The following is a 12,759-nucleotide window of genomic DNA, read 5'->3' as shown; positions in this document are numbered from 1 at the left end:
TGGACATGGGCGCGCCACCGCAGGCCCCCCGTAAGGGGCGTAAATATGATGACGTGCTGGCTGGCGCGCGCGAGGTTTTTCTGGCGCAAGGCTTTGAAGGGGCCAGCGTTGATGATATCGCCCGCGCGTCGGGTGTATCCAAGGCTACGCTTTACAGCTATTTCCCGGATAAACGTCTGATGTTTCTGGAGGTGGCAAAGGCAGAGTGTTGCCGTCAGGTCTTGGGTGCCGAAAGCAAAATCTCGCCGCATGTCAAATTGCAGCAGGCGCTGTTAATCGCCGCCGTGACCTTGGTAGAATTTTTCACCTCTGATTTCTATCTGAGGATGTTTCGTGTTGTGGTGGCGGAAAGTGAACGCTTTCCGGAACTGGGCCGTCAGTTTTATGAAACCGGCCCCGCCATGGCCCGTGATCGCATGGTCGAATATCTGAAAGAAGCCGAAGCACGCGGCGAGGTTCAGATTGAAGATAAGGCGCTTGCTGCCGATATGTTTGGCGAAATGTGCCGCGCCGATCTGTTTAATCGCCTGCTGTTTGGCATCTCTGATACGGTCAGCCAGGCGCAAAAAGATCGTATCGCCAACGGTGCGGTTGCGATGTTTCTTGCACGGTATCGCCCGGAAAAACCCTGCCACGTTTCGCCTTGAACCCGGCTCATAGATCGCAGCCTGAAATAAAGGATTTCAACGCGTTATGTGATAGGTGTCTTTCAAGTCAAAGACGAAATGCGATGGCACAACTTTGGGCGATTTATCTATTCTGACAGCTGTTTGCAGCACGGCGTCACAGCGCAAACCGCAACGGGTCGAGCCGCAAGATCAGGTTCGGGTCAGGGCAAATCTGTGACCACACATTCCACAGCCCGGCATGCCCAACGCCAAAAAAGTTACCCTTTGTCTGTTCCAGCAAAGAGGCCATGATCTGAAAATGCAGATGCGCGGCCCAGCCGCCGTTTTCATGCCAATCGCCCAGATGCGCGATAAGCTGGCCGGGGGTAACCGTGTCACCCACCTGCAAAAGACTGGGCAAGCTGCCGCCCAAATGGCCGTAAAGCGTGAAAAACGGCACCGGCCCCTCATGTTCCAAAATCAGCGTATGGCCGTAATCCAGCGGGTCGGCGTTATAGGTCAGATGCCGCACCTTGCCTGCAAAGGGGGCATGAACCGGGGTGCCGGCGGGCGCAAACACGTCAATCCCCAGATGGACGGTGCGGCGCTCAACGCTGGCCTGGTCGGCGAATTGATCGGTTGCATAGACCGAGCGGTTTTCGCCATAAAGCCCGATGCCATAGGGCACGCCCTGCGCGGTGAACCACGCATCAAACGCGCGGTCCGAAAAGGCGGGCATATCGGGGCGCTGCCCTGATGTCGGCAGGGGAATGCTGCGGCTTGCGTTGATTTCCGGCATAAACACCGGCGCAGGCGTTGCTGTCGCAAGATGCGCGACAATCTCGCTGGCGCCTGGCACCGCTTCGTGCCCGGCACCCACCCGCAAAATCGCCCGCAACAGCCCTTGATCGACAGACCGAAGCCGCGCCGCCACTTCTGCATCGCAGGCTGCCAGCAGCGGAGCCAGCTCTGTTACACCCTCGGCGGCGGCCTGGTACAACAGCGCATAAAGGTCTGGCTGCCCGGAAAGCCGGGCGGCGATGGCGGTGTAATCGGGCATGCAATCAGTCCTTTGGTTTGGCCCGTCGGGCCGGAATGGCGGGGCAGGCAAAGCCCGGAAGCGGCGGAAAGCCATCTTGGCAGGTGCTGCGGCTTTGCAAATTCTGAATAGGTTTGACGCCCGCTGCAAGCAGTTTCCCCGTTCCGGCGGCACAAAGCAATTCGCCCTGAACCTCGCATAGCTATCGCTGTCTGAAGTCAGGGGTTTCAACGCGTTATGTGATTGGCTGTGTTTCAAGCCAAAACTGAAACGCTATGGGCCGCCAGATGGACGCGCATCGTTTCACAGGAAATGCGCCCGGGCCGTCACTGTTTGGCTGTCTGGTCGGGCGGGGACACATCTCGGTAGGTCCAGCGCCGACCGTCTGTATTGATGATATAGCCGCGAATGACCAGTTCGCGCAGGGCGCGGTGATAGGTAGGCTGGCTCATCGATTCAATCAGCCCATGCTGGCGCAACTCTGCCGATGGCACGGCCCGCCCATTGCCAGAAAGCGCCCTGATTGCATAAAGGATGTCGCGTTCAAAACGTGAAAGCCCATCAAGGCCCAGCTCGCCCTCCATACGCGCCAGAAGTTCGCGCAATTGTGCAAGACGTTCAAGTTTAGTCGTCATACATACGCCACAGGTTTCGGGCCCCACACAGGCAAAAAGGGCAGATCATATTTGTACGACAAGGATTACAAACCCTGAAGTCACACACTTTCTGTGTGCGCAATCCCAATGATGTATGCCCCGGCAAGGGTCTCTGGCGCATGGTCAAGATAACCCTTTTCTACCAAGGATCTAAGCGCCCGATGGTAAGTTGGGTGTGTCATTGTCGCAACAAGTGGGTGCGCGCGGATGGCCTCGGAACGCGCTGACGCCCGCCCCTCAGTCAGCCTGCGAACGGCGTAAAGCACGTCGCGCTCCTTGTTTGACAAGACTTCTAGGCCAACCTCAACCTCCATAGCGCGCAAAAGCTGCCTGACTTCTATAGCATAGTCCAGCAATTGCGACATAACTTATTATTCCCCCAGCACTATTATTAACCACCTTGCCCCAAAACCCACCGGCACCAAACTATCAAGTGTGCCAGGGTGAAATTACGACGTCATATGACATAGCGAGCCCTTTTACGGTTAGCCGAAGCTGAATATGATTGCAAGACTTTAGCCATCATAGCGCCTTTATCCCTATGGATTGCGCGTTCGCTCAGTCGGTTTGGCCCCCACCCCGTTTGGTCGCGCGGCATCTAACCGCTGCGCGTGCCGTTTCCCGGCGACAAGGCCCAAACCGTTTTGTTCAGGCCTCACTCATTTCATGTCGTAGGCCTAAAGTGTTTCGCCTTGAAGCCTTCCTTCATATCGCTGCCTGAAATCAAAGGCTTCAACGCGGAATGTGCCGGGCCTTGTTTCAAGTCAAAGGCGAAACGCTGTAGGCGCCGGGCTATTTGGTCGATTCGGTATAATTCGCCGCCATGAATGCGCGCACATGGGGGCCGTATTCGGGGTGGCGCAGCGCATGTGCAAGGGTTGCTTCGATATAGCCAAGCTTGGAACCGCAGTCATACCGGCATCCGTTGTATCGAAACGCATCAACACCCGTTGTTTCGATCAAGGCGCGAATTCCATCGGTCAACTGGATTTCGCCGCCACGCCCCGGCGTCTGGTCTTTCAGAACCTGCATGATGGAACCGTCCAGAATATACCGGCCGACAACAGCAAGATTAGAGGGGGCCTCATCCGGGGTCGGTTTTTCAACCATGCTGCGCACGCGCGACGACTGCCCCACCAAGGGCAGATCGGCATCGACAATCCCATAGCTACCGGTTTCCGATGGGTCAACCGACTGCACCGCGACAAGGGGGCGCCCGGTTTGTTGATAGGCCGCAACCATCTGCGACAGAACAGGCGTCTCGCCTTCCAAAAGGTCATCTGCCAGCAATACGGCAAAGGGTTCATCGGGCTCGATCAGCGGCGCGGCGCAAGCAACGGCATGGCCAAGCCCCAGGGCCTCGGCCTGGCGCAAATAGATGGCACAGGCCGATTTCGGGATGATCGTGCTCAGATAATCCGCCATTTCCGATTTTCCCTTGGCGCGCAGAATGGCATCCAGTTCGGGATTGGAATCAAAGTGATCTGCAATGGCGCGCTTGGTGCGGCCGATCACAAGAATAAGATGTGTGATGCCCGCATCCAGCGCCTCTTCGACGGCGAATTGAATCAACGGCTTGTCGATGATAGGCAACATTTCTTTTGGCTGCGCCTTGGTCGCGGGCAAAAAGCGGGTGCCCAGACCCGCCACGGGAAAGATGGCTTTGCGTACTGGTTTCATAGTCTGGCCTTTCAGTTGGTTCAAATAGTTGCGGGCGTTGCTATTGCGAGGCAGCCATGCCGCGTCTGGTTTCATCGGTTGCAAGCTGGCGGTGTAGCGCCGAGAACAGCCCCTTTGCCGTGCCGCGTTCGCCGAGTTCCAGATAGCTATAGGCCCGCAAAATTGCCAAATCCCGACGCAGCGTGCCTTGCAGCCCCTCCAGCGCGTCAAAAAAGGCAATCGCCCGTTTGAACTCTTGGCGTTGATAGGCCCGTACACCGCGCTGATCAAGAATTATCGCCTCGATATCCTGGCGCTGTTCGGCGGTGAAGGGCGTTGCAGCCGATAGCCGGGCCGCGTCTTCGGTCATGCCAAGTTTGGTATAGGCCAACGCCATCCCGAACCGGGCATCGCGCACAACAGTTGCATCGCGCATGCCAGACGCTACTGCGCCAAACAGGGCCAGCGCCTCCATCGTGCGATCAAGGTTATAGACGCACCAGGCGCGTTCATAGGCAACCTCTAGCGATTTTGGGCGAACCGATTTTGCGACGCAATCAGTAAAGCTGCCTGCCTTGGCCGCAGCACGAACTGCGGACAGGCGGCCATCGCCTGACCGGGCCAGCACGCCCAGCCCGGTTGCCACGGGCGGAACGACAGCCATCGGCACGGCTACCGATGCCGCGGGGGCTGGCGCAGGCCGAGACGGCGTGGGGGGCGCCGCAGACGCTTTTGGTGGCGCTGCCGGCGTTGGGGCCGCCGGGACTGTTGGTGAGGCTGTCGGTGAAACGCTACTTTGATTCAACAGCTTTGCACCCAGGGCATTCAGCGCAGCGGCTTGATTTGGAAACCTTTGGCGCGCGGCGTTCAGCAAAACCGAAAACTCGGCATCCGACGCGGCCAGACGGGCCTTTTCCAAGGTCGACGTTACATCTGCAAAGGCCGGGCAGGTTGCGACGACCGCGCGGTAGGTGCCCAAGGCCGCCGCCGGATTGCCAGCACTGATCTGAAGTTCGGCCAAGCGCCAGGCGTTGTTGATCCGGTTGCACCGCAGCAGCTCTGAATTGGCGCGTATCAGGTCAAGCGCTTGCCCCAGATTGCCTTGCGAAAGTGTGGTATCAAGGGCGATCTGATCCTCGGTCGTGCGCAAGAGGCGCTGCAATTCATCGGGGGGGGACCAACTCGGAAAACTGCTTTGGGCGGCGGCAATCGCGGCCCGCGCGCCGGCGACATCCCCGGCCTCGATACGCCGATAGATTTGGTCCAGCTGTGGGCCGCCGCCTGTCGCGCGCAGGGTCGAAAGATCGGCAGGGGGGGTCCATTGCGGAAACTGCGCCCGCAAGCGCCGCAGTTCCGCGTCGGTCGCAGCGGTGTCGCTGGCGTCAAAATAATAAAGCAAGGCGCGCAGATCATCTGCGCCGGGCGCCGTCTGCGCCCACGCCAAAGGTGCGGGTAAAAGCATGAGCAATGCGAGTGCGACCCTCAGGCACAAGGGTAACCACAAATCGCAGCATATTCTGCGGGTCAAAGTGGCAGACATCCGGGGTATCCTTCCAATTCGGCCAACAGGGCCATAAGATGCAACGTGGCCGGGTAATACGGCTGCCCTGCAGTAAATGGGGGTATTGCTGCGCCATCCATACCACCTGCCGCCACACAATCGACCAAGGCCGCAACAGCCGCATAGCCAGGGTCGCTGCTGGATTCCAGCGTCACGCCGGACAGGCGATCAATCACGGTTGGTATGCCCGACCCCGATAACGCCGCGCGGCCCGCCTGCAGGGCCGCCGCATGCCGCCGCACAGCCGGATGGGCTGGGTTGCCTGACCAGAGCAGGAACAAGGGAACGCGCAGCGCCTCATAGCCTGTGCGATCTGAAAATTCAGAGGCAATCTCAGGGCCTGAAGGCCCCAGCGCAAACCAGTCGGGCATTGTTCCAACAGCTGCAAGCTGGGCCATCGCCCCTTCGGCGTCGTCGGCCGCGCGGCGCAGAGCGTCAACGCCCGTCGCTGCAGCAACCTGCCGCAAGGCAAGGGGCATCGCGTAAGACAGGTTCACGATCAGGCTGCCCTCGCGCCGGTACCCGTCGGCAGCAGGCAATAACGCTGTTCTGCCGCTGCCATCGGGCCAAGGTGCCAGGCAAAGCCGGGCCAGATCCTGCGCTATCTCTGTAGCGCGCCGCGCGTAGGAGTCGTCGCCAAATCGTTCTGCGGCCAAACCCAGCGCCCAGGCAAAGAACAAGTCGCCATCGCTTGCGTTGTTCAGGTCGGGCACCCGCACAGGCGCATCGGGCAACCAACGCCAGGCCAAAAGACTGTCTTGGCGCAGCCCAAGATTGATCTGCGTCCAGGCCAGAATACGCGAGAAACTTTCGGCGTCGCCCAGCGCCACCGCCAGTGTCAGACCATAGGCCTGACTTTCGGAATGGCTGGCCCCGCCTTGCGCCGTGTCGATCACCCGCCCCTCGGGCGACAGAAAGGCCGTCTTCCACAGCGACCAGGCCGCATCAAGCGGATGCGCAGACGGGTCACTTGCCAAAAGCAGCCCGGATGCACCCGCCCTTCCGGCTGTTGCAAACAAGGATGTCGCGGCAAGCATGAATTTGCGTCGGTTCATTGTTTGCGCCTTCCACGGGTCGTCATGACAAAGATGATCGCAATCACGATGGTTACGGCTGCCAGCCCCAGAATGGCCAGCATGAACAAGACCGGCGACCAGGACGCATAGGTTCCAAGGATGAACCGGGTGTTTTGCAAGGTAAGCGGCTCTAACAGGGTTGGGGGTGTTGCTGCCGGTTGCCAACTTTGCCAATTCCCGTCTTCATCAAGGACCGCCAGCCGCCCGGCGGGGCCCTGCGCGGTTTTGCGCGCGACCAAAAGGGCAGCGATGGCATCCGCCTCGGTCACGTTGGGGGCCAGCACCAACCACAGATCAAAGGGCGCTTCCGGGTTTGGCTGGATAAGCACCATCTGGCCGGTCAGGCCCAAGGTCCAAGCCTGCAACGCCACATCGCCGGGGCGTATGATTCCCTTCAGAAAGGGGCCAACACCAGATAGCCACCGCGTCAGCCGCCCAAAATCGACCAGCGGCACGGATACGGGGGGTGCCGCCTCTGGGTCAACGGTGGCAGGCATGATCACGGCTTCGACAAGGCCGCGGGGCAGATCAAAATCAACCGGGCGGATCATGTTGACATCCGCCGCCGATACCAGCCGCACGTTCAGCGTGGTCTGCGCCCCAACACCCGACGCAGCTTGCAGCGGGGTGAACGCTATGGGCAAAAACGGCAGATCGGCCGTGCCGCCCCCAACGCCACCACCCATGCCACGCGATACCTGCGCGCCAGTGGCGGTGGACAAGGCCAGATCAATCCCCGGAAACTGCATGCTGGGCGTAGGGGGAACAAGCAATGTCGATGCCCCGCCGATGCTTAGCACCGGGCCATCGTTGCCAACGCAAGGCAAATCCGGGGGATCACCCGGAATGATCGCCTCAAGCGTCAAGGCATTGACGCCGGGATGCAGCAGCGACGCCTTGAACCCAATGGTCAAGGGCGGCTGCGCATCGCCACCGCTGATATCCAAAGGCAGCAGCCGCACCGTTGTGCCGTTTACCTTGACAAACAGCAGCGCCCCCTTGGCCAGCCGGTTTGCAAAACTGTAGGCCAGTGTAAAGCGGCTGGTTTGCGGCCCAAGCACCAGCCAATCCGAAGGCAACCGAAAGGCAATGTCATGCCGAATGTAATGCCCACGATCTGCGGTGTCGTTGCGGCCAAGGTCGTGCAGCGCGGTGGGCACGCCGGGCTCAAGCGCGGCGACATCCGGCATGGCCTGCGCCATCGGCGGCAAGATGGCCGCCAGATCGGCCCCCGAATCAGGCAGCCGAACCCGCAGCACCGCCACGCCGTCACCACCAGTGACAAGATCAGCCGCCGCTGTATCGCCCGGCAACACCGTCACCCGCAAAAGATCCGGCGCGCCCGCCGCTGTCGGCGCATAGGCCGAGACGACACTCACGCTGCGCCCCAACGCGCCCATCATATGCCCCGCAAGCTGGTTCAAAGCCTGTGATGCCAAGTTTGGTGCCGCGCGCAGGCCAAGCCCTTTTGGCAGCGCCGATTGCGCAACCATCAAATGCGGCACATCTGCGATTTCAGGGACATAAGCGGCAGGCAAGATCAGCCCGCTGTTTGCGGTATCAACCTCAACCCACAGGGCAAAACTTGCCTCGGGCCCGCAATAGATGCGGTGGTACAGGTGGCTTTCTATCCGCACACGGTTTTCGCCGGGCTTCAACAGGCCGCTTTCCAGCACCACCGGCGTAAAACCATCAAAGGAATCCGCGCGAATTGGCGGCAATGCCTCGTCGTTGATGATAACCGTCACAAAGGAACGCTCTGGCAGGGCGTGGATGCTGGTGCGCAAGGAAAGCTGAAAGCCGGTGGCTGCCACAGAGGGCGGCAAATAAAGGGTCGTATCTACCGCCGCCGATTCGCCTGAAAGACGCATGATCGGGGTGCTGCCCAGCGGGCCAACAAGCGGCATACGCCGCTCGGCTGGCGGGGCAGGTGCGGCGCTCTCGGCACGGCGCTCGCTAAAGGCCAAAAGCGCGCTTGGGTCGGGCACCCCCGACGGCATCTCTGACGGCCCCCCTGACGGCAGCTCATCTTCGAAATGCGGCAAGGTGATCGTGGGCGACTCTGGTGTTTGCGCAGCGGCGGGCAGTGCCGCAAAGGCAGCGCACAGCACCCAGAACCCTATTGCCCGTGCCCCTTTCATGCCGGCACCTTCAACGGTGTAAGCTCTGCCTGCTCGCCAAACGGATCGTCTTTGTCGATATCTTCCAGATATACCCGATCAAGATCCTCTGCTTCCAATCCAAAGGCCAATAGATGCGCAGGTTTTGGCTTGTCATCCTCTCTCATGGCCCAGCGGGCGCGGCGGGCCGGTTCACGCGCAAAGTCTGCCAACAGGCGCGGCAAGCGGGTAACCAATAGCAACATTACATAGCCAAAGCCGAACAAAAGCCCGCGAGGGCGCCGTGACCGCGCCCGTATCTTCTCCCATATCTCGCTGTCACCAAAAATCAGAAAGGCAATAGCCTCACGGGTGGCGATGGGTTGATCCGGGTGCAAGATGATGCCCAAAAGCGTGCCCGATGCGGTGCGCCGCACGCTGCGAACCGACCCAAGCACCGCCGTTTCAAGATGGGGGGCATCGGGGAAAAACGGCGTAAAGGAACATGACTGCCCCACCATCAAGGCCGCGTTGGTGTTTTCGGTCGCCTCAACCAGAATCTGAACGCCATTGGTAGAGGCATCAAGAATTGTGGCAGGAACATCCGACAGCCCCTTGCCCAACCGCAAAGTCGACGGAACCCGGATACTGACACGCGGCGACACCCGGCGCTGCTGCTTTTCCGAAACAGAGCACCAGGCGATTGCCACCAGAATCAAATTGAACACCGCCCAGCCGCCAACCACCACCAGCACCGGCCGGTCGCCCGGAAACATTACCCACCGCAAACCCAACGCCACGACCCCGGCCAGCATAAGGCAAAACAGCATCGTCAGCGGGCCATGAATTGGCGAGATGTAATTCTCGGCCAAAGTTTCGTCCTTGGCCGTCACATTGAACTTGGCCGCGCGGGGCCGCAAGAACGTCTTGATCACCGCGCCCGCCAGATAGGGGGTCTGCGCGATTTCATAGATTTCCGAGATAAGCGGCCAGCGTACCCGCGCATAAAGCCCATTTTGCACCAGAAACACGGTGGCAAGATAGCTGAGCATATAGGCCAGAACTTCGTCATAGGTTGATACGAAAATTTCGGTGCCGAAAAACAGATAGACAAGCGGGGCCAGCAAAAAGATCATCCGTATCAATGGGAAAAGCCAAAAGCTCATTGAATTGATGTAACAAAGCCGCTGCGAGATGCGAAGCCCGCGACGGAACAGCGGGTTTTTCAGCAACAACATCTGCATCATGCCGGTGGCCCAACGCCCGCGTTGCTCGATAAACGACGAAAAGGTTTCGGGTTGCAGGCCCGCGATCATGGCACGGTCAATATACAGGCTTTTCCAGCCTGCGGCGTGCATTTCAAGCGCGGTTTCGGCGTCTTCGGTGATCGTCTCGCCGGCGAAGCCACCGACGCTGTCCAATGCCGCCCGCCGCAAAACCGCCGCCGAGCCGCAAAAGAACGCCCCGCCCCAACGGTCAAGCCCGCGGTGGATCTGGCTATAGAACATCTCGTTCTCGGGGGGGCACATGATCGAAAGGCCAAGGTTGCGCTGAATCGGGTCGTTGTTGATGAAGAAATGCGGGGTCTGAACCAGAAACAGCTTGGGGTCTTCGACCATATAGCCGACCGTCCGGGCCAGAAAATCACGGCTGGGCACATGGTCGGCATCAAACACAACCACAAGATCGCCCGACAGCTTTTCCAGTGCCGCGCTCATATTACCCGCTTTGGCATGTTCATTGCGTGCCCGCGTCGAATAGCGCACACCCAGTTCGCGGCAAAGGGCCTGCAGGGTGCTACGGCGGGCCCGAGACTGGGCGGCAAGGGTTGCATCCGGGGAATTGCAGCGCTGATCCGTACCGCCATCATCGCACAGCACCACCGTCACCAGATGGCGCGGATAGATCATGTTCTTGGCGGCGGCCAAGGTGACGCTCAGCATTTCGGGGGGCTCATTATAGGATGGAATCAACACATCCACGGTCGGCAGATTTTCGGGGGCCACCTTTGCCGGAAATTGACGGCGGGTCGGGTCGGCGCTGACAAAGGCATTCAGAAAGAAAATCAGGATCGAATAGGTTTCGACCGCAAACAACAGCAGCGCAGAGATAAAGGAAGCCGTGATACCTGGGTCAGGCAAGGTTTCGAGCAATCGCCAGATCCAATAGCGCATGACAATCACGCTGGCCGTGCCCAGCATGAAAAAGCGCACGATAAGATTGGTTGCAAATGGCTTCAATGCCACGACAATCGTAACGGCAACCAACCCCAGCAACGCCTGCGCCGTTGTGGATGTCGGCACCGACGCCAACACCAATACTGGCACCATGACAACCGCCCACAACACCAGCATCGGTGTGTTGGACGTGCCCGCGCCCCGCAGGCGGCCGGGCATCATGGCACCACTGCCACACAACAAGGCAAGACCGCGCGCGCCTTCACAGCGTCGGTCCCGCCAATGGCGACATCAGCCTTGGCCCGCTTGGGTTACCCCCTACCGAGGAGCCAATCCGATCTGCCAGAATAGGTGCCAGCGCCAATTCTATCGGGCCAAGCACGCAATTTCTCAGCATGACGTCAAGGGATTTGGCGCGGGCTGGCAAGATACGGCTGCCAAGGCCCAGCCTGCGAATAGCCAAGACACAATTGGTCTGCGCCCCGCTGCGATATTCCAGCCAGAAATAGGTGCCCAAAGCATCCGAACCGCTGCGCAGGTCGCTGTCAGAGACGCGCGAGAATGGCGAAGGTGCGCCGCCGACGCGCTCGACAAATGATTTCAGTTGAAAAGCCGGAAGATCGGCACCGCCCTGAGACCCCGCCAGCATCAACAGAAAATTATCGCCCTTCAGGGTAGTGTCATTCACAAGGCCAAGGATCTGCTCATCCTCTCGGCCCAGATCGCGCTGGATGCCCACCAGCGCCAGCGGCTCTCGTACCCAATAGGCCGAGGTGGAAACCGCCACATGCGGCACGCTGGACCGCGGCGCAGGCACGCCTTCGCCAAGGCTAAGGGTGCCCGGATCACAGGCGACAAGCCCCGTCATGGCAAGCGCTGCACAAACGGCAGCAGCCGACCGTAGGTTGCGGTCAAACCAAGAGGCGGGCCAGAAAGGGGATGCTTTGTTTTCCATCCCTAATTTGTATCATTTTGATTATATTTGTAAACTGAGGACAGCAGGCTGGAAATAATGGTTCGAATTTTGAAGCAAAAAAACAACATGTATCAAGCCGCTGCCGCTGCGACCACCACAGATTACTGTATCATCCTGATCACTTTTTATTCAGAAAATCAGGCGAAATACCGCAAAAATACCAAGCCAGAGCGCCAGCCCCACCACGATTGCAGATCCTATCCACCAGCCAGCCGATGCCTGCATCTCCTCGCAGTCTTGCGCAGGAGGTGTCAAAGCTCTGGGATAGGACAAGCCACCAACGGGGCGATTCCGCACCATGGCTTGCATTGATTGGCGCAGGATTGCAGCTTGTACGACCGCGAAAAACTCTGGCGATGAGGCCGCTTGTGGCAACCGCCCGTCGCATAGCGACATACGCTCTGCCGTGGGGTCACGCGCCATCCCCGCATCGTCCAGCAAGATGATCGGCACATGCGGGGCGCTGTTCTTTATGCGCATGCACAGATCAAGCGTCGAATCGGTATCGCCCGCAAAATCGGCGTCTATCAGGCAATAGTCAAACCGGGTGGCATTTGTCACGCACCACGCCTGATCCGCCTCATCGGGGTCTGGCACCACAGCGATGGCACCTGCGCGGCGGACCCTTGCCTGAAAATGCGCCCGGTCCCGCGCTTCATGGCACAATATCAGCGCGGAAGAGCCAGAGGCAGTGCGCGGCAACAGGCCTGATGCAGGATCGGCGGCGGGCGCGCTGGGGGTGGTGACAACCTCCGCCTCGGGGGGGCGGCGACCTGTGGCTGGGGCATCTGCGTGAAAACCAGATGGGGCGCCGGGGGTTGCGAGGTCTGTCTCTTGAGCCATGATCGCAACTCCCTACCGCCGCGCGCCTGAAATGCCGCCCCTCACTTTAATTCAATATGATATTT

General features: G+C 59.6%; 10 protein-coding genes. 1 reads left to right on the top strand and 9 read right to left on the bottom strand.

What is annotated here, in order from left to right; genetic code table 11:
- Positions 1 to 5: 5 nt before the first annotated feature.
- Positions 6 to 647 (top strand): TetR/AcrR family transcriptional regulator, encoded by a 642-nt coding sequence (locus VDP61_RS02870; RefSeq protein ID WP_323005427.1) that lies wholly within the window; start codon positions 6 to 8, stop codon positions 645 to 647.
- Positions 648 to 783: 136 nt separating this feature from the next.
- Here the strand turns inward: VDP61_RS02870 and VDP61_RS02865 are convergent, their stop codons facing one another.
- The 9 genes from VDP61_RS02865 to VDP61_RS02825 all read right to left on the bottom strand — a co-directional run bounded on the left by VDP61_RS02865 (position 784) and on the right by VDP61_RS02825 (position 12,694).
- On the bottom strand, positions 784 to 1,668 hold the full coding sequence (locus tag VDP61_RS02865) for a peptidoglycan DD-metalloendopeptidase family protein (RefSeq protein WP_323005426.1): 885 nt from the start codon (positions 1,666 to 1,668) through the stop codon (positions 784 to 786).
- A 305-nt stretch (positions 1,669 to 1,973) separates the two neighbouring features.
- Positions 1,974 to 2,282 (bottom strand): hypothetical protein, encoded by a 309-nt coding sequence (locus VDP61_RS02860; RefSeq protein WP_323005425.1) that lies wholly within the window; start codon positions 2,280 to 2,282, stop codon positions 1,974 to 1,976.
- A gap of 813 nt (positions 2,283 to 3,095) precedes the next feature.
- Positions 3,096 to 3,983, bottom strand: a complete 888-nt coding sequence (galU, locus tag VDP61_RS02855; RefSeq protein WP_323005424.1) for a UTP--glucose-1-phosphate uridylyltransferase GalU — start codon at positions 3,981 to 3,983, stop codon at positions 3,096 to 3,098.
- Positions 3,984 to 4,023: 40 nt separating this feature from the next.
- Positions 4,024 to 5,424 (bottom strand): hypothetical protein, encoded by a 1,401-nt coding sequence (locus tag VDP61_RS02850; protein ID WP_323005423.1) that lies wholly within the window; start codon positions 5,422 to 5,424, stop codon positions 4,024 to 4,026.
- Between the two features lie 62 nt (positions 5,425 to 5,486).
- Positions 5,487 to 6,578 (bottom strand): glycosyl hydrolase family 8, encoded by a 1,092-nt coding sequence (locus VDP61_RS02845; RefSeq protein WP_323005422.1) that lies wholly within the window; start codon positions 6,576 to 6,578, stop codon positions 5,487 to 5,489.
- Entirely contained in the window at positions 6,575 to 8,740 is a 2,166-nt protein-coding gene (locus VDP61_RS02840; RefSeq protein WP_323005421.1) for a cellulose biosynthesis cyclic di-GMP-binding regulatory protein BcsB, read from the bottom strand. The genes VDP61_RS02845 and VDP61_RS02840 overlap by 4 nt, the downstream gene beginning before the upstream one ends.
- On the bottom strand, positions 8,737 to 11,097 hold the full coding sequence (gene bcsA / locus VDP61_RS02835; RefSeq protein ID WP_323005420.1) for a UDP-forming cellulose synthase catalytic subunit: 2,361 nt from the start codon (positions 11,095 to 11,097) through the stop codon (positions 8,737 to 8,739). The genes VDP61_RS02840 and bcsA overlap by 4 nt, the downstream gene beginning before the upstream one ends.
- A gap of 40 nt (positions 11,098 to 11,137) precedes the next feature.
- Positions 11,138 to 11,743 carry a hypothetical protein gene (locus VDP61_RS02830; RefSeq protein ID WP_323005419.1) on the bottom strand — a complete coding sequence of 202 codons (606 nt, stop codon included), beginning with the start codon at positions 11,741 to 11,743 and terminating at the stop codon, positions 11,138 to 11,140.
- 237 nt (positions 11,744 to 11,980) lie between these two features.
- The gene (locus VDP61_RS02825) at positions 11,981 to 12,694 is read right to left on the bottom strand and encodes a hypothetical protein (RefSeq protein WP_323005418.1); all 714 of its coding nucleotides are present in this window, start codon (positions 12,692 to 12,694) and stop codon (positions 11,981 to 11,983) included.
- Between the last annotated feature and the right edge of the window lie 65 nt (positions 12,695 to 12,759).

This window comes from Pseudorhodobacter sp., from assembly GCF_034675685.1.
Lineage (GTDB): Bacteria > Pseudomonadota > Alphaproteobacteria > Rhodobacterales > Rhodobacteraceae > Pseudorhodobacter.
The sequence above is the reverse complement of the archived record's forward strand: the minus strand, read 5'-3'. Positions and strand labels throughout refer to the sequence as shown.

Excerpts from the sequence above, each read along its gene's own strand:
- VDP61_RS02870 (WP_323005427.1), top strand. The coding sequence starts at position 6 with ATGGGCGCGCCACCGCAGGCCCCCCGTAAGGGGCGTAAATATGATGAC.
- VDP61_RS02865 (WP_323005426.1), bottom strand. The coding sequence starts at position 1,668 with ATGCCCGATTACACCGCCATCGCCGCCCGGCTTTCCGGGCAGCCAGAC.
- VDP61_RS02860 (WP_323005425.1), bottom strand. The coding sequence starts at position 2,282 with ATGACGACTAAACTTGAACGTCTTGCACAATTGCGCGAACTTCTGGCG.
- galU (WP_323005424.1), bottom strand. The coding sequence starts at position 3,983 with ATGAAACCAGTACGCAAAGCCATCTTTCCCGTGGCGGGTCTGGGCACC.
- VDP61_RS02850 (WP_323005423.1), bottom strand. The coding sequence starts at position 5,424 with ATGCTTTTACCCGCACCTTTGGCGTGGGCGCAGACGGCGCCCGGCGCA.
- VDP61_RS02845 (WP_323005422.1), bottom strand. The coding sequence starts at position 6,578 with ATGAACCGACGCAAATTCATGCTTGCCGCGACATCCTTGTTTGCAACA.
- VDP61_RS02840 (WP_323005421.1), bottom strand. The coding sequence starts at position 8,740 with ATGAAAGGGGCACGGGCAATAGGGTTCTGGGTGCTGTGCGCTGCCTTT.
- bcsA (WP_323005420.1), bottom strand. The coding sequence starts at position 11,097 with ATGATGCCCGGCCGCCTGCGGGGCGCGGGCACGTCCAACACACCGATG.
- VDP61_RS02830 (WP_323005419.1), bottom strand. The coding sequence starts at position 11,743 with ATGACGGGGCTTGTCGCCTGTGATCCGGGCACCCTTAGCCTTGGCGAA.
- VDP61_RS02825 (WP_323005418.1), bottom strand. The coding sequence starts at position 12,694 with ATGGCTCAAGAGACAGACCTCGCAACCCCCGGCGCCCCATCTGGTTTT.